At 38.7% G+C, this 26,289-nt stretch carries 19 protein-coding genes; 15 read left to right on the plus strand and 4 right to left on the minus strand.

The features are described from left to right. Positions 1-219: 219 nt before the first annotated feature. The 4 genes from Q0L68_RS03525 to Q0L68_RS03540 all read left to right on the plus strand — a co-directional run bounded on the left by Q0L68_RS03525 (position 220) and on the right by Q0L68_RS03540 (position 4,226). Positions 220-1,626, plus strand: coding sequence for a hypothetical protein (locus tag Q0L68_RS03525; protein ID WP_296699406.1), 1,407 nt, complete (start codon positions 220-222; stop codon positions 1,624-1,626). Beyond that, entirely contained in the window at positions 1,623-1,814 is a 192-nt protein-coding gene (locus tag Q0L68_RS03530) for a hypothetical protein (RefSeq protein WP_296699409.1), read from the plus strand. The genes Q0L68_RS03525 and Q0L68_RS03530 overlap by 4 nt, the downstream gene beginning before the upstream one ends. Then, positions 1,811-3,091: a TIM barrel protein gene (locus tag Q0L68_RS03535; protein ID WP_296699411.1), complete on the plus strand. Its 1,281-nt coding sequence runs from the start codon at positions 1,811-1,813 to the stop codon at positions 3,089-3,091. Before Q0L68_RS03530 ends, Q0L68_RS03535 begins: the two co-directional genes overlap by 4 nt. A gap of 88 nt (positions 3,092-3,179) precedes the next feature. Continuing rightward, positions 3,180-4,226, plus strand: a complete 1,047-nt coding sequence (locus Q0L68_RS03540) for an SMP-30/gluconolactonase/LRE family protein (protein WP_296699413.1) — start codon at positions 3,180-3,182, stop codon at positions 4,224-4,226. A 2-nt stretch (positions 4,227-4,228) separates the two neighbouring features. Here the strand turns inward: Q0L68_RS03540 and Q0L68_RS03545 are convergent, their stop codons facing one another. Next, positions 4,229-4,786, minus strand: a complete 558-nt coding sequence (locus Q0L68_RS03545; protein WP_296699415.1) for a GNAT family N-acetyltransferase — start codon at positions 4,784-4,786, stop codon at positions 4,229-4,231. 7 nt (positions 4,787-4,793) lie between these two features. Then, positions 4,794-6,398, minus strand: a complete 1,605-nt coding sequence (locus Q0L68_RS03550; RefSeq protein ID WP_296699418.1) for a mechanosensitive ion channel family protein — start codon at positions 6,396-6,398, stop codon at positions 4,794-4,796. Positions 6,399-6,613: 215 nt separating this feature from the next. On the opposite strand from Q0L68_RS03550, the gene Q0L68_RS03555 reads away from it, so the two are divergent. Together Q0L68_RS03555 and Q0L68_RS03560 are read left to right on the plus strand one after the other, a co-directional pair. Then, entirely contained in the window at positions 6,614-6,976 is a 363-nt protein-coding gene (locus Q0L68_RS03555) for a transmembrane 220 family protein (RefSeq protein WP_296699420.1), read from the plus strand. Between the two features lie 33 nt (positions 6,977-7,009). Beyond that, positions 7,010-7,762 (plus strand): NIPSNAP family protein, encoded by a 753-nt coding sequence (locus tag Q0L68_RS03560; protein ID WP_296699422.1) that lies wholly within the window; start codon positions 7,010-7,012, stop codon positions 7,760-7,762. A gap of 71 nt (positions 7,763-7,833) precedes the next feature. Here the strand turns inward: Q0L68_RS03560 and Q0L68_RS03565 are convergent, their stop codons facing one another. Further along, positions 7,834-9,954 (minus strand): bifunctional aldolase/short-chain dehydrogenase, encoded by a 2,121-nt coding sequence (locus Q0L68_RS03565; protein ID WP_296699425.1) that lies wholly within the window; start codon positions 9,952-9,954, stop codon positions 7,834-7,836. Between the two features lie 477 nt (positions 9,955-10,431). On the opposite strand from Q0L68_RS03565, the gene Q0L68_RS03570 reads away from it, so the two are divergent. The 4 genes from Q0L68_RS03570 to Q0L68_RS03585 all read left to right on the plus strand — a co-directional run bounded on the left by Q0L68_RS03570 (position 10,432) and on the right by Q0L68_RS03585 (position 18,695). Beyond that, positions 10,432-13,524, plus strand: a complete 3,093-nt coding sequence (locus Q0L68_RS03570; RefSeq protein ID WP_296699429.1) for a TonB-dependent receptor — start codon at positions 10,432-10,434, stop codon at positions 13,522-13,524. 36 nt (positions 13,525-13,560) lie between these two features. Further along, positions 13,561-15,072: a RagB/SusD family nutrient uptake outer membrane protein gene (locus Q0L68_RS03575; RefSeq protein ID WP_296699433.1), complete on the plus strand. Its 1,512-nt coding sequence runs from the start codon at positions 13,561-13,563 to the stop codon at positions 15,070-15,072. A gap of 165 nt (positions 15,073-15,237) precedes the next feature. Beyond that, positions 15,238-17,910, plus strand: coding sequence for a c-type cytochrome (locus Q0L68_RS03580; RefSeq protein ID WP_296699437.1), 2,673 nt, complete (start codon positions 15,238-15,240; stop codon positions 17,908-17,910). Between the two features lie 68 nt (positions 17,911-17,978). After that, complete coding sequence (locus Q0L68_RS03585) at positions 17,979-18,695, plus strand: DUF1080 domain-containing protein (protein WP_296699455.1); 717 nt, start codon at positions 17,979-17,981, stop codon at positions 18,693-18,695. A 117-nt stretch (positions 18,696-18,812) separates the two neighbouring features. Here Q0L68_RS03585 and Q0L68_RS03590 read toward each other — a convergent pair whose 3' ends face one another. After that, entirely contained in the window at positions 18,813-20,966 is a 2,154-nt protein-coding gene (locus tag Q0L68_RS03590; protein WP_296699440.1) for a peptidoglycan DD-metalloendopeptidase family protein, read from the minus strand. Positions 20,967-21,337: 371 nt separating this feature from the next. Here Q0L68_RS03590 and Q0L68_RS03595 point away from each other — a divergent pair, with 371 nt between their 5' ends. The 5 genes from Q0L68_RS03595 to Q0L68_RS03615 all read left to right on the plus strand — a co-directional run. After that, positions 21,338-22,393 (plus strand): aldose 1-epimerase family protein, encoded by a 1,056-nt coding sequence (locus Q0L68_RS03595; RefSeq protein ID WP_296699443.1) that lies wholly within the window; start codon positions 21,338-21,340, stop codon positions 22,391-22,393. A 68-nt stretch (positions 22,394-22,461) separates the two neighbouring features. Then, positions 22,462-23,673 (plus strand): hypothetical protein, encoded by a 1,212-nt coding sequence (locus Q0L68_RS03600; RefSeq protein WP_296699444.1) that lies wholly within the window; start codon positions 22,462-22,464, stop codon positions 23,671-23,673. A gap of 49 nt (positions 23,674-23,722) precedes the next feature. Then, positions 23,723-24,745, plus strand: coding sequence for a TIM barrel protein (locus tag Q0L68_RS03605; protein WP_296699446.1), 1,023 nt, complete (start codon positions 23,723-23,725; stop codon positions 24,743-24,745). Between the two features lie 56 nt (positions 24,746-24,801). Continuing rightward, complete coding sequence (locus Q0L68_RS03610) at positions 24,802-25,965, plus strand: Gfo/Idh/MocA family oxidoreductase (protein ID WP_296699450.1); 1,164 nt, start codon at positions 24,802-24,804, stop codon at positions 25,963-25,965. A gap of 81 nt (positions 25,966-26,046) precedes the next feature. Continuing rightward, positions 26,047-26,289: sulfatase-like hydrolase/transferase (locus Q0L68_RS03615; RefSeq protein WP_296699452.1), on the plus strand; the 243-nt coding region annotated here is incomplete at its 3' end.

The raw sequence follows: 26,289 nt of genomic DNA on the forward strand, positions 1-26,289 counted from the left end.
CTCAATAATTTCTGGTATCCTGTGCTGTCTTGAAAAGTTCAGATTTAGAAAATGAATCCCCGTTTATTCTATTATTTAAAGGTGTTTTATTTAAGTTCTAAGTTAAAGAAATGGAGTCGGAAGAGAAACAGCTTTTTACTTTTATTCCTATCTTTTGACAATTTCCTAGGATGGAACAGGATAGTTAGAAGAGTTAATTTAGATTTTTTGACCCACGATATGAAAGATCAAAAATTATTTAAAAAAATAGTCAGTCAGAATAACGAGTTTGAAAGGACTCCTGTTCCTGATAATCAACTTAAAGGCGGGAAAAGCTTTTTAGGAATGTATGCAGGTGAGCATACGGCTGGGACGGAGTTTGTAATCGGGCCTTTATTTGTGGCACATGGTGTGAGCGCCGGCGATTTAATTTTGGGACTATTTATCGGGAATTTATTAGCTGTATTAAGTTGGGGATTAATGACAGGCCCAATAGCTACGAAAAAACGCTTGACACTTTACTATCAGCTGGAAAGAATAACTGGAAAGTCTGTTGTCAACTTATACAATTTTATAAACGCCTTGATGTTTTGCTTTTTGGCGGGATCTATGATTGCTGTTTCGGCAACTGCTGTAGGTATTCCTTTTGGTCTTGAAATGCCTACTTTGACAGATTGGTATCCAAAAACCCCAGGATGGATAGTGGCAGTGATGATCATGGGAGCAATCATCACATTGATTGCTATCAGAGGGTATAATCAGGTAGCTAAATTTGCCAATGTAATGGCTCCTTGGATGATTTTGATCTTTGTTTCTGCTGCTTTTGCCGCATTACCGCAATTAGGAGTTCATTCTTTTGATGAATTTGTAGTTGCTGCCAAAGAAGTGATTTGGACTGGAGTTCCTCTTCCTGGAATATCAAAATTCAATATCTGGCACATCATTTTCTTTTGCTGGTTTTGTAATATGGCCATGCATATAGGGATGTCAGATTTAACAATACTTCGATATGCTAAATCTTGGAAATATGGATTCTTCTCTTTTGCAGGTATGTACATTGGCCACTTTGTGGCTTGGATAGCTTCTGGGATATTATATGCAGTATTTCTTCAGACCAATGTTAATTCCCAGGAATTTGCACCTGGTCCAATTGCTTATCAAGCTGCAGGGATTGCCGGAGCGGTTTGCGTCGTGGTGGCAGGTTGGACTACAGCCAATCCAACTATTTACAGAGCAGGGTTAGCTCTTCAGGGGATATTCCCCAAAACCAAAACCTGGAAAATCACAGCAATTGTGGGAGGGATTACAAGTTTAGCCGCCTGTTTTCCTGCCTTGGTAATGAAGCTTCTCGATTTTGTAGCGCTATACGGATTGGTATTGATGCCAATGGGAGCAGTTATCTTTGCGGATTTTTATTTCGCAGATAAATTTGGTTTTCAACAAGAGCAAGCTATTCGAAATAATAAGTCCTTTACTTGGCCAGCTCTTGCGGCATGGATTAGTACCTTGTTTGCCTGCTTACTTTTGAATTACTTCTACGGATTGGACATATTCTTTTTGGGGCTTCCTGGTTGGTTTATCGCTGTGATCCTTTTTGTGAGTTTCTCCAAAATTAGTTTTCCGGCACTTAAAACTAAACTAGCATGAAAAACATACTCAAAATAGCTTCATTCATTGGTTTGGTTCTTACTATCGTTCCACCAATAATGTTTTTTAAAACAATCATTAGTCTTGACTCAAGCCATCTTTATATGACCATAGGTATGTTTTTATGGTTTGTATCTGCTCCGTTTTGGATCAATAAAAAAACTGATGATCAACCTGATGAATCATGAAATTATCTTTAGAAAAAATAAAAGAATTCAATAGTTCAAGCGCCCAGATTCATCAAGATGAATTGAATCATATTTCAGGTAGACTCATAAATGATGGGTTTGAAGTAAATGAGCTAATTAAAAAAATCAGAGGTTTTCAGATTGCCGTGCCTAGCTGGGCTTTGGGAGCTGGTGGGACAAGATTTGGAAGATTTGGAATAGGAGGCGAACCTAGAAATTTGGAAGAGAAGTTGGAAGATATAGGATTGTTGAAAAGTTTAACCCAAAAAACAGATAGCGTCTCATTGCATATTCCTTGGGATATCCCTTCCGATTACACGGCCATTAAATCGCTTGCAGATGAGCTGGGGATTTCCTTTGATGCTATGAACAGCAATACCTTTCAGGATTATGGTCAGAAAGAATCATACAAACTTGGCTCGCTAGGAAATGCTAAAAAATTGGTCAGGGATCAAGCTGTTGCCCATAATATTGAAGTGATTGAAATCGGGAAGAAGTTGGGAAGTAAAGGCCTGACCGTTTGGCTGGCTGATGGAAGTAATTTTCCTGGACAATCAAGTCTAAGAAATGCTTTGCAATGGACTCAAGAGTCATTGGAGGAAATTTATAAATCCATGCCATTGGATTGGAAGTTATTGCTTGAATACAAACCATACGAACCTAATTTTTATCATACGATCATCCCTGATTGGGGTACTTCATCTTTGCTTTGTAAATCTTTGGGAGATCGTGCTAAAGTCCTTGTTGACTTGGGACATCATTTACCAAATACGAATATTGAACAGATTGTGGCTACCCTCATGTATCAGGATATGCTGGCAGGTTTTCATTTTAACGACAGTAAATATGGAGATGATGATTTGACAACAGGTAGTATAAAGCCTTATCAGCTATTCTTGATTTTTTGTGAATTAGTTTCTGGATCTGAAGATGGTGCCCAGGCTTGGGAAAGCATTTCTTGGATGATTGACGCTAGCCATAATACCAAAGATCCTCTGGAAGATTTAATGCAGGCACTGGAGATCATCAGTATCAGTTATACAAAAGCGCTACTTGTGGATCGAAAAAAACTAACTAATTGTCAGTTAGAAGGAGATGTAGTAGGAGCCCAAGAATGTCTTCAAGATGCTTTCCAAAGAGATGTGAGGCCATTGGTAAGAGAAGCAAGATTACAAAATGGTGGAGCTTCTGATCCTATCTTAATGTATAGAAAGTTGGCTGTAAGAAACCATCTAATCAAAGATCGAGGAGCTGATTCGAGATCTACTGGTTTGTAAGCAGATTTATAAGGGGTGAAAATCTTGAGTTAAATTCTTATTTTGGAGATATTATCTGATTCAATTCTTATTTCTCCCTACTTAAGCTATGAGAAAAACCCAATATCTCCTTTTTATTTTAGCTGTTGTATTTTCCTGTAAATCCCCGGAAACGAAGGATGGAAAAGAGTCTGCTAATACAGAATCTTCAGATAGTTCCAGACCAAATTATTCGACTACGGGGAATGTGGAAAGATTGGATTCAGAAATTGATCAACTAATTCCCATAGATTCTAAAATCGAAATAATTGCCTCTGGATTTGACTGGTCTGAAGGGCCTTTATGGTTGGAGGTAATTGATGCTTTGATTTTTTCAGATGTCCCTCAGAATAGAATTTGGAAATGGACCGAACAAGACAGTTTAGAGATTTATTTAGAACCATCGGGTTATTTTGGTAATGAGGAAAATAAAAGAGAGCCAGGTTCCAATGGTTTGGTATTAGATATCAACGGCGATTTGTTGCTTTGTCAGCATGGGGCGAGACAATTGGCGGTTATGAAAAGCCCTATTAGAAACCCATCTGGGAATTTTGTTGCTATTGCGAACCAGTTTGAAGGCAAAAAATTCAATAGCCCGAATGACCTGGTTATAAATAATAATGGTGGGATGTATTTTACTGATCCTCCTTACGGTTTAGATGAATGGGATACTAAGGAATTGGATTTTCAGGGAGTTTATTTTATTGATTTCAGAGGCAACCTTTCTTTGCAAATCGATTCACTTTCGAGACCTAATGGAATTGGTCTTAGTCCGGATGAAAAATCACTATTCATCGCTCAATCTGATCCTATGAAGGCAAGGTATTATCGATACGAATTGGATGAAAATGGAAATGTCTTTTCAGGTAAAATTATTTTCGATGTTACAAATTTAGTGGGAGAGGAGAATCCGGGTTTACCTGATGGATTAGCAGTTCATAGTAGTGGTAATCTCTTTGCCAGTGGTCCGGGAGGCATTTTGATCATTAGTCCAGAAGGGAAACATTTAGGAACAATAAAAACTGGTAGAGCTACCTCAAACTGTACTTTTGATTTTGATGAAGAATATCTTTATATCACTGCAGATATGGATTTGTTGAGAATTAAGTTGAAGTAAATTTATTTTTTATTCCAGTCACAGACTACGATTACCCAGGTTTCATACTCATCTTGGAAAGTATGGATAATCTCAAATCCAACCTTTTGATGGGCTTTTATTGATCGAGGATTAGAAACAGAGATTTCTGTAATCGCAAAATCATAATCCTTTTCAAATGCATTCCTATAAGCTTCAAAGCAACTAGCGAATAAACCTATCCCTCGATAGTTTTTTCCTACACAAACCTGACCTACTACCATGTAATTATATTCACTTACACTTTTTCCTTTGTAGGTGAGTTTGTCAAATTGATGAAACATGGGAACCAACATGGGGACATCATTTCTTGATTTTTTTGTCATCGCTAAAAAATATGCAGCCACTGAATTTCCGTCTTTTGCGATGATATGAGCTTCAATAGTATTCAGTAATCGCAATAATTCGAGGTTATGTTCAACCCTAACAAAACCCTGTTCTGACTTTTCTTCAGGTGAGATATTTTGGGGAAGATTTTTTATTTGAAGATCCAGGATTCCCTGCAGATCAGTTTCGCTTTCTGCTCGGCATATTTCCAACATAGAAAAATTAGTTATAAGTTGAATCCTCTGCTACATCTCCCGGATCCTCGGGATTGTCATTCTTGATTTCTTCTTGAACCAAAGGACTTTCGACAACATCAGCCTCAGGGATATATTTTGGGGGAATGGTGAGTTGGCTTCCATCTCTAGTAGCACGATAATGAGGAGACATGATTTCTACTCCCGCTTCGCTAAAAGCATCTTGAATATTGGCATGGAGATCAGAATAACTTTTTGCAGCTTTTTTAGAATCATTTGTGTAAGCATTGATTTGGTAGCTTACATAGTGATCATCCAGACTTGTTTGTAATACAAACGGTTTTGGTTCTTTGATTACTGTTTCAACTTTTAATGCCGCATTTACAAGTAATTCATGAATTTGCCTCCAGGGAACGTCATAACCAATAGTAACCTTTGTGTGTAGGATTAACCCTGGCCCATTAGATTCCACTGAATAGTTCACGGTATTCCCATTTAAAATTGCAGAATTTGGAATAGTTACTTCCTCATTTTTAATGGTTCGCAACCTTGTCACCAGCATCGTTTTTTCAATCACATCTCCAACTGTTTCACCGATTTTTACCCGATCACCGATTTTGAAAGCTCTCATGTAAATGATGACCAATCCAGCAATAATATTACTAATGGCAGATGAAGAGCCTAGGGAAATCAAGAGTCCTAAAAAAACGCTGACTCCCTGAAAAGCAGGTGAATCAGAACCCGGTAAGTATGGGAAAATGACTATAAATGAAAATGCAAATACGATGATTTTTACAAGATTAAAAGTTGGCTTTGCCCATTCAGGATAAAAACCAGGAACACTTAAGTTTCCCCGTTCTATTTCACCAGATATAAAATCGATAAACTTCCCAAGGTAATAAGTAATAAATGCTACCACTAGAATCATAAATAATTCAGGGATGTAGCCAAAAAATGAATTGATAATGGATTTGAATGGGTCAGTTATATAGCCAAATAAAGTGTTCGCTAGATTTTTTGTAGCGGGGAAGATGCTGAAAACAATAGGCAAAGCCAGGTATAGTAAAACAATGATGAGCAGGATTTTAAAAAATCTCATCAAGGCTTTTAGTAATACTTCTTGTCTCTCGGCAGATAATAATTCGAAGTTTTTAATTTTGATACCTCTAAAATATTGATGCCATTTAGAGAGGATGAAATCGATTAATTTATTGAATCCAATGTTGATGAATCTGACTAAAAGAATCAAAACAATTAAAACTCCTATCAAAATTCCTGTTCGGGTAATATTTTGAATTAAGGATCTTCCTTGGTGATTTTTTGCATAGGAGCTTTTGATCGCATCAATGTATTCTTTAGCTAAAAGCGCCTGCGTTTGTTCTTGGTAGTCAGCATCAGCCGTGGTGACACTACCTAAAATAATTTCCCCATGCATTATTTCAATTGCCAGATCATCTTCAACAGCAATGAGTAATGTGGTGTCTAATACTTCCGAATCGAGGAGCAGTTCCAATTTATTAGAGAAACTATTTGCTCTTTCTTGAGGATTAAAAGGTCCCAATTTAGTCCCAATGAAAAATAAGGTATCTTCATAAAAAACTACCGGTTTTTTGAGGCTATCCGGCTTGCTCATGACCAAAGAGTCCAGACTTTGTGATAATCCTATTCTGCTGAATGATAGTATTAATAGGAGAATAAGATACTTCTTAAACATGAGCGATTATTAATGAAAGTAATTTCATAATTATAGTTTAAAAATTTCTGGTTAATGACAAAATCACCATTTACACATTTAAATTAAATAAAATTCCCTGTTTTCTGTAGATTTGATCAAAAACCATTATAACCATGAATTTTAATAAAGTGTATTATGGGCTTTGGGTTTTTCTCTTTGCTCTCTTTGCCTTTTGGCAATTTAATGATCCAGACCCAGAGATTTGGGTAAGTATTTACGGGGTAGCTATAATTTTCTGTCTACTTGGTTTTCGAGGTATTTTCCCGAAAATCCCCCTTACAGTAGTTGTGTTAGCCTGCGTTATTGGAGCTGCATTTTATTGGCAGGGAGATGTTGGAGGTTGGGTTTCCCAAGAAGTGGAACAGCATGACCTGAGTATGAAAAACGATTTTATGGAGGAATCCAGAGAATCGTTTGGATTGATTATTATTGCTTTGGTGATGATTCCAGGATTATTGAGGGCCTGGAAAAAGTAAAATCTCAAATTTTTAACTTAAAAAAATAGACCCATGAAAAGAATAACACTATTTCTTATATGTGCACTGATGTTCAGTTTTTCGGTATTCAGTCAACAGACTTCTAATATCAAATCCAGTTATTTTGAAATCAGAAAATACTATGCAAATCCAGGGAAGTTACCTGATTTGATCAAAAGATTTCAAGATCATACAGTTGCCCTTTTTGAAAAAAGTGGAATGGAAAATATCGCCTATTTTGTTCCGGTGGAAAACAACGATAATTCCATGACCTATATTTTAGGTTACCCCGATGAGGCAGCAAGAGATCGAATGTGGGAAGTTTTTTTAAATGATCCTGATTGGAAAAAAGCCTATGCAGAGTCTATAGTAGACGGTGCCCTGGTTTCGAAAATTGATCAGACTTTTATGACTTTGGCTCCTGGTCTAAATGAAAGAATGATGCCGACCAATAGTGGGATTTTCCAATTAAGAATTTATACCTGTTTTGAGGGGAAAATTGATAATTTGATCACAAGATTCAAAGATCATACACAGGAACTTTTCGAGCGTCAAGGACTTAAAAATCATCCTTATTGGTTGACTTCAGAAAAGGAGGGAGGACAGTCAAAACTTGTATACTTACTTGCTCATGAAGATCAAGCTTCTTTTGAGGCTGCTTTTCAGCGTTTTCTAAAAGATCCGGATTGGGTTGCAGCCCGAGATGCTTCAGAAGCAAATGGTAAAATTGTAGAGAAAGTAGACGCCACTTTTTTTAAGACATTACCTTTTTCTCCAATGAAATAATTTAATAATAGTTGCCAAGCAAAAAAGCCAACTCTAGAGTTGGCTTTTTTGCGTTAAGTAGAAATCGGGTTCTATCTCGGGAAAGCGGCAGCTAAACCACCGTCCACGTTGATCATATTTCCTGTTGTTTTATTAAGCATTCCTGACACGAAAGCGAAAGCTGCCTCAGCGATATCGGAAGTTTTGACGGCTTCCTTGAGCAAAGTCCGGTTGGCATAATAAGCCGGAAGATCTTTGACTTCGATTCCATAAGCCTTGGCTCTGTTTTCAGCCCATCCACCTTCCCAGATGTTTGAGTTTTCGATGACCGCATCCGGATTGACGACATTCACCCGGATTTTATCCTCACCGAGTTCAGCGGCCATGAGTCTGGACATGTGGATCTGTGCAGCTTTTGCAGTACCATAAGCTACGTTTTTTGGACCGGCCACCAAAGCATTTTTGCTGACAATGTTGATGATGTCCCCACCGAGTCCCTGCTGCTTGAGGATTTTGACGGCTACCTGGGATACCTCAAACTGTCCCTTGACCAGGATGTCGAGTAATTTATTCCAGTCCTCCTCAGAGTGGGCCTCGAAAGCCTTTGAGATGGAGATACCGGCATTGTTGACGATGATATCGATTCCGCCGAATTTCAGGCAGATGGCCTGCATGGCTTTTTTCACGCTGGAAGGATCCGTGACATCGAGAGTTACCCCGAGGAACACATCCTTTCCGTATTTCTTCTGCATGGCTGCCTCGGTTTCTGCCAGTCGGTCCGCATTGATGTCGGTCACCACCACGCAGGCGCCTTCCTGGATGTATTTTTCTGCGATGCCTTTTCCGATTCCCCCGGCGCTTCCCGTGATCAGGGCAATGCGTCTGGACAATGGTTTTTCTTTGGGCATCCGCTGGAGTTTTGCTTCCTCGAGCAGCCAGTATTCAATATTGAAGGCTTCCTGAAGAGGAAGGGAAACATAAGAGGAAACCGCCTCGGCCCCTCGCATCACGTTGATGGCGTTGATATAGAATTCAGAAGCTACCCTGGAGGTCTGCTTGTCCTTGGCAAAGGAGAAAAGACCGACTCCCGGCCAAAGGATGATGACCGGATTGGGGTCACGCATGGCAGGGGAATTGGGGTGCTTGTGTTTTTGGTAATAATCGGCATACATCTCCCGGTATTTCTGGAATTCCACTTCCAGTCCTGCTTTTAGCGAAGAAGGATCAGAAAGATCTTTATCTGCCGGAATGTCGAGAACCAAAGGAGAGATCTTGGTACGTAGGAAGTGATCGGGACAGGAAGTACCCATGGGTGCCAGTTTGCCCAGATCATTGGAGTTGATGAACTGCAATACAACTTCTGTATCCGAGAAGGTACCGACCATCTTTTTCTCAGAAGAAGCCAGTCCACGAAGAACAGGAGCCAGTAGAGCTGCCTGTGAAGCACGCTGCTCGGCCGGCAGGGAAGTTACTTTCTGACCGCCGAATACGGGTCTTTTCTTTCCGTAGTTTGCTTCCAGATAAGCGGAAGCTGTTTCGATGACTTCCAGGCTGTTGATATAGCATTCGTAAGAAGTATCCGCCCAGGTGAAGAGCCCGTGACCTCCGAGCATGATGCCGCGGATGCCGGGATTGTCTGCCAGGGTCTGCTGAAGCTGCAGACCCAGATCGAATCCGGGTTTCTGCCAGGGTACCCAGGCGATCTGTCCTCCCCAGAGATCGGCAGTGATCTGCTCCCCGTCTTTGGAAGCTGCAATGGCAATGGCTGCATCAGGATGCAGGTGATCTATATGTTTGAAAGGTAAAAAAGCATGTAAAGGAGTGTCGATGGAAGGGGCTTTGGAATCCAGATCGTAGATGCAGTGATTGAACAGGCCGACCATTTCATCTTCGAATTCGATGCCCCGGTAGATTCCCTGAAGAGCGCGAAGCTTATCGACATAAAGCCCGGCCAGCCCGGCTTTGGTCAGGGTACCGATATCCCCACCGGAACCTTTGACCCACATGACTTCTACCGACTCTTTGGTGAGAGGATCGGCTTCAAAAGTCTTGCAGCTGGTATTCCCTCCACCATAGTTGGTGATGCGCAGATCTGCGCCCAGGATATTGGATCTATAGATCAATAAGTCAACTTCGTTTCCTTCCAAAGCGGCAGCCTTTTTATCATCCCATAAAAAGCTGACATGGTTAAACTGTAGATTTATTTTTTCCATGTATTTTGGGTTTTATTGTATAATACTTAAAAGTCAATGTACCAGTATATATAATCCTTTCTATCCTGTTCTATACTGTATTAGAAAAATGATTAGAATTTTAGGACTCAAAACAAACTAAAGTTGTTTTACTTAAACGAATAAAATTTTTTTTGCTGGATAGAATGATTTATATCATAAAAAAATAAATTTTTCATTTTAAAAATATCTGTAAATTAAGGAGTTATAGAGGTATATTTCATTTAGAGTAAGTTTTTAAAAATTATTTAAATAATCTGTTAGATAAATTGAAAAATAATTAACGATATGCAACTTCTATTAAGAAAATGATTAAAATATAATAACTATCCTGCTCTATCCTGCTGATTTATAATTTAATAAATATTATATAAGCACAGGATGCGACAGGATAGATTTAGGTGTCATTAGAAGTTAATTGATGGAAATTACCGCTTGTTAACATAAAACCCAATTTGTATGAAAAACAATTATCTATTATTAAAGAAGCGTTTTTTATTGCTTCTTTTTATTATCCTCTCTACCAACATTTCAGTCTGGGCACAGACTTTTAATGTGACGGGTAATGTGAAGGATGAAACAGGAGAAGTCGTGCCTGGAGCTACCATTATGATAAAAGGTACTCAAGTCGGAACAGTCACAGACTTAAATGGAAATTTTAGTATTTCGGCATCTGCTGGAAATGTTTTGGTGATCAGTTTTATTGGGTATACACCCGAAGAAATAACAGTTCAATCAGGACAGACTAACTATAATATCACTATAAATACCTCGATGTCTGATCTTTCAGAAGTAGTGGTGGTGGGTTATGGTAGCCAGATTAAGAAAGAGGTTACAGGAGCAATCCAAACCATTAGTGAAGATGAGTTGAAGGATTTACCTGTTACAACTACTGCGCAAAAATTGCAAGGTAAATTAGCAGGTGTCCAGATTAACCAAACTACTGGAAAGCCTGGTCAAGGAATGAATGTTAGAATCCGAGGCCAACTATCTGTTTCTGGTGGAAGTGATCCATTATATGTAGTAGATGGTTTTCCTATTACTGGCGATATCAATACTTTAAATCCAGATGAGATTCAGGATATTACAATATTGAAAGATGCCGCTTCGACTTCATTGTATGGTTCTAGAGCTGCTAACGGAGTGGTTTTGATTACTACGAAAAGAGGAAAAGTAGGGCAAACCAATGTGAACTTGAATGTTTATACAGGTTTCCAAAAAGTTCCTGAGCAAGGCAGATTAGAAATGTTGAATGCCGAGGAGTTTGCTCAATTTAAAAAAGAGTATTACACAGATGCTGGACAACCGGTCCCTGCGATTTTCCAAAATCCAGCGGATTTCAGAGATAAAAATAATGATTGGTATGGTGCCATGTTGGAAACTGCTCCCATTACTAATTATAACTTGACGATTACTTCCAATAAGGAAAGAGTTAATACCGCAATTGTCGCCGGCTTTTTTGATCAAAAAGGAGTGGTGAGAAATACTGATTTTAAGCGATACTCTCTTAGAATGAACACGGATTATACCGTTTCAGACAAAGTAAGCATAGGTTTGAATGTGGCTCCTAGCTATATTTTTGATAATACTCCTCAGACAGATGGTTCAAGGGGTACTGGTATCCTATTTAATGCTCTTCACACTTGGCCAGTAATGGACATTTATGATGAAAATGGGGAGTTGACATTATTCAATAGATTCCCCGCTGAAACAGGAAATATTTTCGCCTATCCTAACTGGTTGAGATCCGCTGACGAAATAAAAAACGAAACAAAGCGGGTTAATATTTTGGCAAATACTTATGCAGAATGGAGACCAATTAAGGGTCTTTCTTTGAAAACAACTTTCAATGCGGAATTAAGAAATAGCAACTTCTTTTTCTTTAATCCATCCACAGCTACAAATGCCATTAACAGGGCAATTCCAACCGTTGCTGTTTCTATTAGAGACAACTTTCAAGACTTTTCATGGTTGAATGAAAATATTGCGACCTATGCCAATTCTATCGGAGATCATAATTTTGAAGTGTTGGCTGGTTTTTCTAATCAACGATTTAGAAGAGACAGAACCAGAATCCAGGCAGATACTTATGCAGATGATAGGCTTCCAACTATCCAAGGTGCAATCAATGTCAATAGGGGTGGAACAATTTCTGATGTAGATGAATGGTCTTTGACTTCGATATTCTCAAGATTGACTTATAATTATAAAGGAAAGTATTTATTTACTGCTTCCATTCGGGGTGATGGATCTTCTAGATTTGGTTCAGATAACCGTTGGGGTGTTTTCCCTTCTACTTCGGTAGGATGGGTGATTTCTGACGAAGAATTTTTAAACACAAGTTCATCCGTCTCTTTTCTGAAATTGAGAGCAAGTTACGGGGTAACTGGTAATAATAATATTGGTAATTATACTCAATATGCTTTGGTAAATAATACCATTAATGCAGCCTTTGGAAGTTCTGTACTACCAGGTGCAGCAGTAACCTCCTTAAACAACTCTAACTTAGGTTGGGAAACAACAACACAGCTTGACATTGGATTCGATTTAGGTCTTTGGGATGATAGAGTGACCTTTGGATACGATTATTATACCAAGAATACGACCAATCTATTGTATGCTGTTCAGGTTCCTCAGGAATCAGGTTTTACCAACTTCAACGATAACATTGGAGAAATTAAGTTTTGGGGTCATGAATTTACAGTCAATGCAGTTATTGCCCCTGGAGCATTCAGATGGAGTGTCAATGCGAACTTATCCATCAATAGAAATGAAGTATTGGAGTTAGCAGATGGAATCGATCGAGTTTATGGCTTTGCTCATATCACTCAGGTTGGACAGCCATTTGGTCAGTTTTATGGATTAAATAAACTAGGTAATTATGCGAATGCAGAAGACTTGGCAAACTCTCCTCAGATTCCAGGTAGATCTACCGTAGGTAGTATCAAATTGGAAGATGTGAATGGTGATGGAGTAATTACGTTTGGTGGAGATAATGATGATAGAACCATTATCGGAAATCCGTTCCCTGATTTTGTATATGGTTTTACTAACAACTTTAAGTGGAGAAATTTTGATGCTAGCATCGTTGCATCAGGTTCTCATGGAAATCAATTGTACATGAGACACTTGTATTCTACTGCTAACTTGGATGGGGTATTCAATATGGTTGCTAAAGTGGCTGACCGTTTCAGATCTCCAGAAAATCCAGGTGAAGGAATCTTTGGAACTACAGTAGGTGGTGGTAATGTGACTGGTATTGAGCGTGATTGGCCAAATAGTAACTTCGTTTATGATGCTTCTTATTTCACAATCAGAAACATTACAGTTGGTTATAATTTCACTAATCTACCAAAAGCTATAAAGTCTGCCCGTTTATATGCATCGGGTCAGAATATGTGGGTTTTCACAAAGTATTGGGGTGGATCTAACCCTGAGGTTAGTATGCAAAACAATGGTCAAGGAGATGGAGGTAACCTAAGCCCAGGTGTAGATTTGGCTGGATACCCTATTCCTCGTACTATCACTTTTGGTGTAAATATCACGTTTTAATTGACCAATCATTAGTAAAATCAAACTGTAGAAAAAATGAAAAAACATATAATAGCCTTTGCAGTAGCGTCTTTATTATTGACTGGCTGCGAGGACTTTCTAACGGTAGTGCCAGAAACTGAATTAAGTTCGGCTACCTTCTTTAAAAATCAAACTGACTTTGAGCAAGCAGTAAATGCTGCTTATGTGCCCCTTCGAACCATCATCAATGATAGAGCTTGGCTTCTAGGGGAAATGCACTCGGACAATACCTACTATGCTAGAAATGTATTGTTTGGTGCAACTGATAATCAGGAGGACATTGCAGATTTTTCCATCCCTGAATCAAATGGAACCTCAGCAAATACCCACGTTCTGAATCAATGGAGGCAGGATTACTTGATTATTTCTAGAACCAATCAAATCCTGTCTTTGATAGATGACGTTGAATTTGATGCAGCTGCAAAAGCTAATGTCAAAGGGCAGGCATTATTTCTAAGAGCGTATGCCTATTTTGAGTTAGTGAGATACTTTGGAAACGTTCCTTTACATCTTACTCCAGTAGCTACCAGAGAGGAAGCAGCATTGGATCTTTCTCCTGAAGCTGCTATTTATGCTCAGATTGAGCAGGATCTGCAAGCTGCTGTTCCATTATTGCCTAAAAAATCTGCTCAGACCCCAGGTAGAGTAACTGAAGGAGCTGCACGAACTTTGTTGGCAAACGTCTATATCAATCAGAAAAAATGGTCTGACGCTGAGCAAATCTTAACTCCTGTTGTGACAAGTGGTGAGTATATGCTAATGGGTGACTATGCTATGGCATTCCCTGGAAATGCTGATAATAAGAATAATTCAGAATCAGTATTTGAGGTTCAGTTTATAGAAGGAGCAGCAGGACTAAATGGCAGTTTTATATACAATTTTATGCCAAGACCAATTAGTGCTAGTGAATTGCAGCCTATTATGGGTACCAGCAATCCTCAGAACATTGATGGCGAGGGAAATAATATTCCCACTCCTGATATAATCGCTGCTTATGAGGATGGAGATTTAAGAGAAGATGCCTCTATTGATTATGTTTTCTTGGCAGGTAGTTTTAGAGATGATAAGACTTATCCTTATATCAAGAAACATGCGAAGCAACACTCTCAACATGGTAATACAGGTACAAACTGGGTAGTTTACCGCTATGCCGAAGTGTTGTTGTTCATGGCAGAAATCTTGAATGAGCAAGGTAAGTCAGGAGAAGCTGCTGTTTATTTAAATCAAATAAGAGATAGAGCTGGATTAGATCCAACTACTGCCTCTGGTCAGGCCGATATGAGAGAGGCTATCTTCAAAGAAAGAAGAGTAGAGTTGGCTTTCGAGAACAAAAGATGGTTTGATATCCAAAGAACAGATAGAATTGAGGAAATTATCAGACCTTATGGGCAAAGAATAATTGCTAATCCATTGGATTACTATTACCCACCTATTGAAGGAGCTGTTCCAAGATCAAATGCATTTACAAACTTGAATAAGTTTTATGCATATCCTGCGGCAGAATCTGATTTGAGTCCATATTTCTAAAATTCAAGATTAAAAAATCCCTGCATGGGGCGGTAAACACCGCTTCATGCAGGAATTACTTAGATTTCAAGCCACTCTTGTATTTCTTCGTGCAATTTATCTTAGAATTGTGTTCATTGAGTAAGTTCAAACAGTAAGCTATTCAATTAACTTTCCATAAATCCCATGAATCACAAAAATCGCTTAACACGCATACTGATTTTATCCCTTTTTATTTTTGGGGTAGCTTCCTGTGCTAAAAAAGAAGAAAGTAAACCTTTACACCCTAAGGTTGAAAAATTGAAATTGCCCCCTGGCTTTGTTGCAGAACATATCTACAGCCCGGGAGAAAATGACCAAGGATCATGGGTTGCAATGACCTTTGATGATAAAGGCAGAATGATCACAGCTGATCAATATGGTGGGCTATACCGATTAGAAATTCCTGCTATTGGGTCTGATTCTTTGGCTCCAAAAATTGAAAAGTTAATTGTGGGAGATCAAACCGACCAAAAGTTAGGGATGGGCTATGCACAAGGGTTGCTCTATGCATTTAATTCAGTCTATGTGATGGTAAATCACAGAGGAAATGACGAGTTTGAAAGGACTACAGGGATGTATAGAATTCAAGACATGGACGGGGATGATCGTTATGAGACTGTTACCCTAATTAAACTTATGGAAGGATCACCTGGTGAACATGGCCCTCATAGTATGATCTTATCTCCAGATGGGCAATCGATCTATATTTCTGCTGGTAATCATGTGGATGTTCCTGAAATGGATGCCTACAGACTTCCGAAAGTTTGGGATAGAGATAATTTATTCCCTGAAATCAAAGACCCAAGAGGCCATGCCAATGATAGAATGGCTCCGGGAGGATGGATTGCTAAAACTGATCCAGAAGGTAAATCATGGGAGTTAATAGCAGCCGGATTTAGAAATGAATTCGATATTGCATTTAACGAAAATGGAGATCTGTTTACTTATGACTCTGATATGGAGTGGGATTTTGGAATGCCCTGGTATAGACCTACCAGAATTTGCTATGTACCAAGTGGAGCAGAATTTGGATGGAGAACTGGTAACCAAAAATGGTCTCCAAACTATCCTGATAATCTTCCTGCCGCTTTAAATATAGGACAGGGTTCGCCAACAAACGTGATGTTTGGAACTAATTCTAATTTTCCTGAGAAGTATAAAAAAGCACTTTACACCTTTGATTGGAGTTTCGGAATTATTTACGCGACTACCTTGACTCCTGAAGGAGCATCTTATGCTGCAAGTGGCGAAGAGTTTATTTCAGGTTCACCGCTCCCTCTTACTGACGGAGAGTTTGGACCTGATGGATCCATGTATTTTTTAACCGGAGGCAGAAGACTGGAATCTGATTTATACAGGGTATATTATGATGGAGATCAGGCAGCTGGAACAGATACAAAACAAACTCTGACTGAGGAGCATATGCTTCGAAGAAGCTTAGAGGAATATCATACTGGGCCAAAAGCCGGAGCAGTTGACGCAGCTTGGCCAAATTTAGCTCATCCAGATAGATTTGTTCAGTATGCCGCAAGAATAGCAATAGAGCATCAGCCTCTTTCAGAATGGCAATCAAAATTGTTTGCAGAAGAAAATCCTAACATAGCAATACAGGCTGCAATTGCCCTGGCAAGACATGGAGACGCAAGTGTAGCAACTACACTCTTAGATAAGTTAACAAGCATCGACTATGGAAGTTTATCCGAAACGGGGAAACAAAACATACTAAGAGCGATAGAATTGACTCTATTTAGATTTGAAAATTCATCAAAAGCATCTTTCCCAAAGATAATCTCTTACCTAGACCCAAATTTCCCATCTGGAAATAACAATTTGGATAGGGAGTTGGCAAAACTTCTTTCATATACAGGCGCACCCGATGCTGTAAATAAGATTGTTGCTCAGTTGGAAACTGCTAAAGATGATGAGTCTTATCAAAAAACATTCACCTCATCTTCAGATTTGATTATGAGAAATCCGCAATATGGAATGGATATCGCAAATATGTTGGCGAATGTCCCACCTGCTCAGCAAACTTATTATGCCGTTGTATTAGGCGGAGCTGAAAAAGGATGGACTCCAGAACTTCATGATCAATACTTCACTTGGATCAGAAATGCATTTAACTACAAGGGAGGAAGAAGTTATGTTGGGTTTATTGATAGAGCAAGAAAAATGGCATTGTCACATGTATCAAATGCGGAAAATGCTAAGTATGATGAAATGTCAGGTGCAGCTATGTTAACTGGAAATGGAAATGACATTGTTCAATCTGATATTCAGCCGGAAGGTCCTGGTAGAAGATGGACTTTAGAAGAAGCAACTCCTTTAGTTGAAGATTTGTCAGGAAGAGATTATGTTAGAGGTAAAGCCATGTATGCGGCAACACTTTGTCAGTCTTGTCATACGATGCAGGGTGAAGGAGGAATCATAGGTCCGGATTTAACACAATTGGGAACAAGATTTTCACCAAAAGATATATTGGAAGCTACTATAGATCCTAGTGCGGTGATTTCAGATCAATATGCTGCCTCCGTCTTGGTTCTAAATGACGGAAATTCTGTAGTAGGTAGAGTAACAAATGAAGATGAAGCAAATTATTACGTTTCACAAAATCCATTTGCTCCGCAAACAATCAGAACAGTTCCTAAATCCAGCGTATCGGCTGTTAAGCTATCCGAGGTTTCGATCATGTTGCCAGGAATGATTAACAGGCTAAATGAGGAAGAGCTTAAAGACTTAATGGCTTATTTGGTGTCAGGAGGAAATCCTGATCATGAAGTATTCAAAGGATCTGGAGCACAATCAAGTACTGACTAACTATGAAAAAGATCAATTATTTATTGATTGGGATTTTACCAACAGTAGCCTTAGGGCTGCTGTTGAGTATGGTTCCTGCTAATAAAACAGCAGTGAATTCTATTCAGTCCCAAAGTGATTTCAAATCTATTTTTGATGGGAAAACATTAGATGGTTGGGAAGGTAACCCCACTTATTGGAGTGTAGAAGATGGTGCTATAACAGGATTAATTACGCCTGAGACATTATTGAAGGCCAACACCTTTCTTATTTGGCAAGGTGGGCAGCCTGGTGATTTTGAATTGAAAGCAAAGTTTAAAATTTCTGAAACTGGAAATTCAGGGATCAATTATAGAAGCGACATGGTAGAAGATGTTCCTTTTGCTCTCAAAGGATATCAAGCAGATATCGATGGAAGGATCAATTATACCGGGCAGAATTACGAGGAGAGAAAAAGAACGACCTTGGCCTATCGTGGACAAAAGACTAAAATAACACCTCAGGAAAATCCAACCGGGAATCTAAGAGATTATGTCGAAAGGAATGCCTGGAAAGGATTGAATGTTATTGAAGAGATTGGTGATCGGGATGAGTTGAAAACAAAAATCAAATCCGAGGACTGGAATGATATTCACATTATTGCCAAAGGAAATGTGCTGCAGCATTATGTGAATGGAGTCTTAATGAGTGAAGTTCATGATGAAGATCCTGCAAATTTCTCGGCAAAAGGATATCTGGGAGTTCAAGTTCATGTAGGACCTCCAATGAAAGTACAGTATAAAGATTTGATGATTAAAATGAATTAATTGGGTTGGAAATATAGATTAATTGTTACGTTAAATGCACCGATAAGAATTACAGCGTCTTATCGGTGCTTTTTTTTACGTTATTTTGACCATTGATCAAAAGTTGATGATGTTCTTCTATTTGGACCAAATGCCCTCGAAGCGGGGTTGATTATTCTGTTCATATCCTGCTATTACTCGAGTTAGGTACCCATTGTCTAAGAACTGATTATATTCATTTTGAAATTGCGATGAGTTCAGATTATGCTTTTCGAACCATCCATTGTAATTCGCTGCTTTTTTATACCAAATGCCACTTAATAAAGGTTGGTTCCCACTAAGATAGGCGTCAAGATATACCAACTTAAACTTTTCTTTATTGGTGTATTGGTCAAAAGCCTCTTTAAATGATTGAAGTGTCATGACAGGTCTTAAGTAAAATCCTCCTGTTTTGATTTTTTCCCATAGGGCCGTTACATAAGTTTTGCTTCCGGATTTCACACAAGATACATTTACTGGCACAAGTCCTTGATTAATATGAATTTGAAAATTATCCTCATGCCATTTCAATGATTTTCCATGGTAGGCTAATCCCCCAGGGCCTTTCCCAAATACCCAAATTGCCGCATAATTGATCTTTCCGCTACTGAGGTAGGAATTTACATGAACTAACCTATAACCTGCTTGAGAGAATTTATCAAATTCCTTTTGATAGGATGTTCCTGACATTTGGTGGCGAGCTGCCCAAGAGATGTTATTGCTTTGCCTGAAAATGACATTAAAATAGGTCTTACCATTCACTTCATAGCCATCGACCCAAATAGGGTAGTATCCACATGGCCATATTTTATCAAATTCTGTTTGGTAACTTTCTAAAGGCAAACCAAATCTACAAACCTCACCCCAGTTAGTTGGATATTCGCAATAGGGGTGCTTAACATTTGGATAAATAAGACAGGGTTTTTTTACTTGGCCCGGAATTCCCAAGGTGTTTAATTTTGACCAGTTAATGTTTGAACCTGGTTTTTGGTATTCATCTTTACCAATTACGAAACCTGTGTTAAAAAGGAGTGGGCGAAATTTTCCACCTTCAGGGTCGTCAGCCTTATTAAAAGTTTTGATGTGGACATGAAAATGTGGTCCACTTGAGCTTCCTGAATTCCCTGCTTTACCCAGAACCTGGCCTTTTTTAACTACCGCGCCAACTTTTAAAAATTCATTGGATACACTTCCTTTGATCATGTGTGCATATAGTGCAACTAAATTTCCATGACGGATATACAAGTGGTTTCCACTTCCTCCATAATCAAATGATCCCCATAATTCATCCATTTGTTTTTTTCCTAGATTATCATAGAAAGCATCAGACTTATCTGGTGGAAAAGGAGCCCAGTTGTTTGGGACATTGTTTTCAAAATGCATTACTGTACCATCTGCCATTGCCCGTATTTTTTTACCCCAAATCAGGTGATGGTCATTCTCACTTCCATCTTTATCTTTAACCAGGGATGTCCAACCAGAGTCATATTTTGCGACTCCAAGATCGTACGCAAAAACCTGATCTCCACCACCATGCATTGAATAGCCTTCTACAAATTCATCTTTACTAAAATCTGCAATGTCGAATGGGAATGCGAAAGAATTGGTGTAAGGTTTCAGCTTCTTAGTAAAGGTAACAGGAGTAGGAAACCCTTCGAAAATGAAACTCATTTTGATAGATGTGGGAAATGGAGCTTCTATGAAAATCACATCTCCATTTTCATGATACTCCCTACTGTTTTGCCAGGATTGAATATAATTAGGTTCAATTTCCAACTTATCTGAAGGGAGATGAATTGTTTTTTTTACCACATTACTTCCGATTTTGTATTCAAAGATTACTTCATTCAGGTCAATTTTTTTTGACTCTTGATTATGAATATATGCCCTTATGGAAACTTGACATCGCCAAGGTTTCTGACTGGTAAATCCGGGAGTAGGATGAAAGACTATGTCGCCTCCTTCCATAGGTTCAAAACTGATACCTACCTTAGGAGTTCTGGCAGAAAGAGTTGGTGCTTTTTCAAATTTGAAGTCGATAGTGCGAAGGTTTCTTGGATTGATTTTTTCGTCTGAATCGTGCCAAATGGAGGTGATAGTACCTAATGAGAATCTTTTTATAGAAGTCCTAGACTTAATTGTAGGTCTCAATGGTTTACTTGATTTTATTTCAACTTTGGTAACTTTTTTGGCAGCCTCATTTTCTGTTTGGCTACCAAGATTTCGGATTTTTGCGCTTAATTTTTTGGCCATGGTTGTAAAAGTTTAGAATTTTTGAAAAATGAAAATATCTTTGAAATTAAACTCCAAAAAACCTTGATGGATTTTGCTTTCATAGCAATAATAAATGTACTAAAAGCATTGATAGTTAGCTATTTAGTACTAATTATTTTTTTATGAAATAGTTAGGTTTGGAAGTAATTATAAAATGATTTAGAATATTTTTTGATTCATTAGTTAAACTGAAATTTGGATCAATTTTTCTTGAATTTTTTTGACTAACGGCACAACTTTATTCTGTCGAATTTTTAACTTTTAAAATTCAATATTAATTCTCTTCCGATACGGCAGGATAGTGTCAGAAGGCCTTTTTTATAGATTACAGTATAATTTTAAACCCAATAATGAACCTCTCAGATCCATCCAATTGGAAAGATAAATTGTCAAATTCCCAGCAACTTGGGGGAATTGAAACTTCTGTGCTTGATAACGGAGCAGGAAGGGGAGTCAGAATAGCTTGGATCAATACTGGTTCTGGTCTTAGGTATAAAGTAATTTTAGATAGAGGACTGGATATTTTGGACTGCTTTTATAATGCCAGCAGTCTGGCATGGATAAGTCATAGTGGCACAGTAGGCCCGCAACCATTTTCAAATAAAGGAATTGATTGGCTTAGGACATTTGGTGGAGGTTTATTGACTACCTGTGGTCTGTCTAATGCCGGTCCTCCGAATGCTGATGAAAATGGAGAAAGAGGATTACATGGTAATTTCAGTAACATACCTGGGGAACTTGTTTCTATCAAGCAGCCGGACTTATTTCAAAATGATTTGACTTTCGAAATTGTTGGTAGAGTTAAGGAAACAACCACATTTGGTCCTAGTCTGGAATTGACAAGAAAAATTTCAGGAATGTTGGGATCTGCTTCGATTAAAGTTAGTGATACGATTGTCAATAAAGGGAATACACCTGCACCTCATATGATATTATATCATATTAATTGCGGATGGCCCCTTATTGATCAGGAAACAAGGATAGTTTGGGATGGGCAGATCGTTCCAAAAGAAAATGATATAAATAATACCGAGTTTAATAAAAAGCATCGATTTAAAGTTTGTGCACCACCTTTAGAAGAACATAATGGATTCGGAGAAGATGTTGCTTTTATTGACCCTAAGCCTGATGATTTGGATCAGGTAGTATGTGGGTATGCAAATGATGATCTTCAATTGGGATTGAAGATTTCATTTTCAAAAACTCAAATGCCTTGGTTGATTCATTGGCAGCACTGGGGGAAAAATGAATATGTGACAGCATTGGAGCCGGCTACAAATCCTCCTATAGGACAAGCGGCGGCAAGAAAAAACAATACATTGATCATGATTCCACCAGGTGAAAGCAAAAATTATGAATTGAAATTAGAAGTGATTACTGGTAAAGATGTATTGGATTTTAAATGAAAAAAGGTAGAATCAAACTATCAAAACTTAATAATTTTACTCAATAACCCATTAACCCATACTAAGAAATGAGTTTAGCAAAAAAAGCGCTTGAACAAGGTGAAGGTATTTTAAGATTGACTCCTACCTGGGTACCTCGGTCTTTTTGTGTGCCTGGCCGAAGAATAAAATTGCATCCAGATGATTATTATTGTTTGGGTGGAGCAAGAGGAGGAATAGATGAGCGTTGGTTTTCATCAACTACACCTGCAGAAAATGGCCCTTTAACAAGTAAAAATGAAGGCTTAAGCCATGTTGCATATGAAGATGGAGGTAAAACGGAACTTTTCCTTTTGAAAGACGCTATCGATGAACTGGGAGGTCAGATAATTGGAGATAGACTTTGGAATAAATACAAGTCCTGGCCTATGTATTCCAAATTTTTTGATAACATGGGACCTTTACCACACCATATCCATCCTAGTGATGAATTTGGAAAACTTACCGGGCAAAACGGCAAACCAGAGGCTTATTATTTTCCTCCGCAAGTCAATAACCATGGTGGTGATTTTCCTTACACGTTCTTTGGGATTGCTCCAGGAACTTCAAAAGAAACTATTTTGGAGTGCTTAAAAAATTTCAATAAAGGAGATAATAAAATCACAAATTACTCGCAAGCATTTAGGCTACAGCCCGGAACTGGTTGGAATGTACCTCCTGGAATGCTACACGCCCCTGGAAGTTTGTGTACTTATGAACCTCAAAAAGCTTCTGATATATTCGCGATGTACCAGTCTTTGGTAAACGAGGCTATCATTCCAGATGAATTGCTTTGGAATGCGACTCCGAAAGACCGCTGGGGTGATTACGAATTATTGGTTGAGATGATTGACTGGGATTTGAATGTCAATCCAAACCTGATGGACAATCATTACATGGAGCCAATGCCTGTTTCTGATAGAGCGGAAATGAATGCTGCTGGATATGATGATAAATGGATTTGTTACCGTTCCCATGATTACTCGGCAAAAGAATTAACCATCTTCCCGGGTCAGACGGTAACGATAAAAGATTCTGCAGCTTATGGTATGATCATGATGCAAGGCTATGGGAAAATGAATGATTGGGATATTGAAACCCCTGCATTGATTCGATTTGGTCAATTGACCCATGATGAATATTTTGTATCTGAAAAAGCGGCTCAGGCAGGTGTCAAGATCACGAATCATTCTAAAACAGATCCAATTGTTATGCTAAAGCATTTTGGTCCTAACAATCCTGATCTTCAGGTAGTGGAGTGATCACTAAACAGAATTAACTAATTGTAGAAACAAATAACCCAATTTAACAATGAATAATTTCCCAAAATTACATAACGCAACTTGGCCAGGATTAGTAGGAAAAGGGCCGGATTCAGAACCGGTAATACCTTTTGATTCACTTCTGGAAATGACAGCAGCTGCTGAGGTGAATGGAGTGAAATTCGATGGTGTTGATATTGGCTTGCTTGAGCCACATATCAATTTGGATAATCCTGATGAAGCAAAAAAAGTAGCCGATAAAGTTTCAAAATACAATTTGAATATCGGCTCTATGGTGGCTCCTATTTGGGCAGGTGCTGCCATGGGTACACAAGAGCAAAGAAAGACTTTTCTGGAAATGGTCCGAAAATCTTGTGAGTTCGGAAAGCAACTCAATGATTTAGGGGTAAGGAAATATGGAGTTGTCAGAATTGATTCTGCATCTCCTGTGGATGCTTGGGCAAAAGACCCAGTAGGTAACACCAAACAAATTGCTGATACTTTTCGCGAAGCTTGTGACATCGCAGCTGGATTTGGTGAAAAGCTTGCCGCTGAAGGGGAAATCTGTTGGGGTGCAATGCATAGTTGGAAATATATGGTGGAATTAATGGAAATGGTCGATAGACCCAATATGGGATTCCAGGCAGATATGTCGCATACTTTTCTTTACACTTTAGGATATAATGCCCCAGAGCATAGAATTATTAGTAAAGATGCTGACTTGCATGATCGAGAAGTAATTAAAGCTGGATTAAAAACAGTAACAGATGCCTTGAGACCTTGGACTATTGATTTCCATGTGGCTCAAAATGACGGTTCTGTTTTTGGTTCAGGCTCTCATGATAAGACAGGCCGCCATTGCCAAGCAACAGATCCGAATGGCTTATTGGATATTGCCCATGATGCGGGATATTGGTTGAGAGACGAAAATGGTAATTTGACTAAAGCTTTTAAGCACATCTGTTGGGATGGTTGTATGTTCCCAAATTCAGTAATGCAAAGTCAGCAGACTTGGAATGATATCCTAGCTGCGATGATCAAGGTAAGAGAAGCGCATGGCTGGAAAGAATAGCCAGTGGAAAAACAAACACAAAAAACTTTCGAATTTCAATTTTAGATTTTAAAACAATGAGCGAAAAAAAATATATAAGAATAGGATTGATTGGTACTGGCTTGATGGGAAGAATCCATACCAACGGCTATAAAAGATTAGCAGATTTCTTCCCTGAGTATGAGCATAGACCAGTGCTTCAGGCTGCCTGTTCCCGTAGAAAAGAAAAAGTAGAAGAGTTTGCTAAAATCTGGGGCTATAAATCAGTAGAAACTGATTGGAGAAAACTTTTAGAGCGGGATGATATCGATGCGGTTGATATCTGTACACCTAATGATATGCATGCGGAGATTGCAATTGCGGCAGCTAAAGCAGGAAAGATGATTCTCTGCGAAAAACCATTAGCCAGAACAGTTGCCGAGGCAAAATCCATGGTTGAGGCTATTGAAGCTGCAGGAGTTCAAAATACTGTATGGTACAATTATAGAAGAGTACCGGCTGTTACTTTGGCAAAGCAAATTGTAGCTTCCGGGAAACTTGGAAAAATATTCCATTATAGAGCAAACTTCCTTCAGGATTGGACGATAAGTCCTGATTTACCACAAGGTGGAGACGCACTGTGGAGACTGGATGTAGAAGCTGCGGGGTCAGGAGTAACGGGTGATTTATTGGCCCATTGTATCGACACTGCTATGTGGATTAATGGGGGGATTAAAGATGTTTCCGCCATGACTGAAACATTTATTAAAGAAAGAGTTCATCAAAGTACAGGCGAGAAAAAGAAAGTTGGAATTGATGATGCATGTATATTCCATTGCCATTTTGATAATGGGTCTTTGGGACTGTTTGAAGCAACTCGATACGCAAGAGGTCACAAAGCTCTCTATACCTTCGAAATCAATGGAGAACATGCCTCAATTAGATGGGATTTACACGACCTGACCCGATTGGAATATTTTGACCATGATGATGAAGGTCAGGTAAGAGGATGGAGATCAATTCACGTGACAGACGGAGATCATCCATACATGGATCGATGGTGGATCCCTGGAACTTCCATCGGTTACGAACATTCATTTATTCACCAAGTTGCAGATTTCTTTAAAAGCCTAGATGAAGGGACCCCTTGTCACCCAACTTTCAGAGATGCATTCGAAACTCAGAAAGTATGTGAAGCGGTAATTGACTCTGCGAATGACAGGGCTTGGAAAAACACAGGCGTTGAATGGGTGGAGAAATAAAATTCCTTAAATTCGAATACTAAATTTAGCTCAATCAAAAATCATTTGATTGAGCTTTTTTGTAACCTTATCCTACACAAGATGAAGACTCTTTTTTTTCCATATCGGCTTTATATAATTCTCTTAACCGCTTGTTTTGTAATCGCTTGTGAAACAAAAAAAGAAGAGACAGAAATAGGATTAGAGAAAAAAACCAATATTATTTTCATCTTGGCAGATGACTTAGGATATGGGGATTTAGGCTTTTTAGGCCAACAATATATTGAAACTCCCAACATAGATAGATTGGCGAGAGAAGGGATGTTCTTTTCCAATTTCTATTCG

The sequence above is a fragment of the Algoriphagus sp. genome (assembly GCF_024642405.1).
Classification (GTDB): Bacteria; Bacteroidota; Bacteroidia; order Cytophagales; family Cyclobacteriaceae; genus Algoriphagus.

Excerpts from the sequence above, each read along its gene's own strand:
- Q0L68_RS03540 (WP_296699413.1), top strand. The coding sequence starts at position 3,180 with ATGAGAAAAACCCAATATCTCCTTTTTATTTTAGCTGTTGTATTTTCC.
- Q0L68_RS03530 (WP_296699409.1), top strand. The coding sequence starts at position 1,623 with ATGAAAAACATACTCAAAATAGCTTCATTCATTGGTTTGGTTCTTACT.
- Q0L68_RS03535 (WP_296699411.1), top strand. The coding sequence starts at position 1,811 with ATGAAATTATCTTTAGAAAAAATAAAAGAATTCAATAGTTCAAGCGCC.
- Q0L68_RS03550 (WP_296699418.1), bottom strand. The coding sequence starts at position 6,398 with ATGAGCAAGCCGGATAGCCTCAAAAAACCGGTAGTTTTTTATGAAGAT.
- Q0L68_RS03570 (WP_296699429.1), top strand. The coding sequence starts at position 10,432 with ATGAAAAACAATTATCTATTATTAAAGAAGCGTTTTTTATTGCTTCTT.
- Q0L68_RS03545 (WP_296699415.1), bottom strand. The coding sequence starts at position 4,786 with ATGTTGGAAATATGCCGAGCAGAAAGCGAAACTGATCTGCAGGGAATC.
- Q0L68_RS03585 (WP_296699455.1), top strand. The coding sequence starts at position 17,979 with ATGGTTCCTGCTAATAAAACAGCAGTGAATTCTATTCAGTCCCAAAGT.
- Q0L68_RS03590 (WP_296699440.1), bottom strand. The coding sequence starts at position 20,966 with ATGGCCAAAAAATTAAGCGCAAAAATCCGAAATCTTGGTAGCCAAACA.
- Q0L68_RS03565 (WP_296699425.1), bottom strand. The coding sequence starts at position 9,954 with ATGGAAAAAATAAATCTACAGTTTAACCATGTCAGCTTTTTATGGGAT.
- Q0L68_RS03605 (WP_296699446.1), top strand. The coding sequence starts at position 23,723 with ATGAATAATTTCCCAAAATTACATAACGCAACTTGGCCAGGATTAGTA.
- Q0L68_RS03575 (WP_296699433.1), top strand. The coding sequence starts at position 13,561 with ATGAAAAAACATATAATAGCCTTTGCAGTAGCGTCTTTATTATTGACT.
- Q0L68_RS03600 (WP_296699444.1), top strand. The coding sequence starts at position 22,462 with ATGAGTTTAGCAAAAAAAGCGCTTGAACAAGGTGAAGGTATTTTAAGA.
- Q0L68_RS03525 (WP_296699406.1), top strand. The coding sequence starts at position 220 with ATGAAAGATCAAAAATTATTTAAAAAAATAGTCAGTCAGAATAACGAG.
- Q0L68_RS03560 (WP_296699422.1), top strand. The coding sequence starts at position 7,010 with ATGAAAAGAATAACACTATTTCTTATATGTGCACTGATGTTCAGTTTT.
- Q0L68_RS03555 (WP_296699420.1), top strand. The coding sequence starts at position 6,614 with ATGAATTTTAATAAAGTGTATTATGGGCTTTGGGTTTTTCTCTTTGCT.
- Q0L68_RS03580 (WP_296699437.1), top strand. The coding sequence starts at position 15,238 with ATGAATCACAAAAATCGCTTAACACGCATACTGATTTTATCCCTTTTT.
- Q0L68_RS03595 (WP_296699443.1), top strand. The coding sequence starts at position 21,338 with ATGAACCTCTCAGATCCATCCAATTGGAAAGATAAATTGTCAAATTCC.
- Q0L68_RS03610 (WP_296699450.1), top strand. The coding sequence starts at position 24,802 with ATGAGCGAAAAAAAATATATAAGAATAGGATTGATTGGTACTGGCTTG.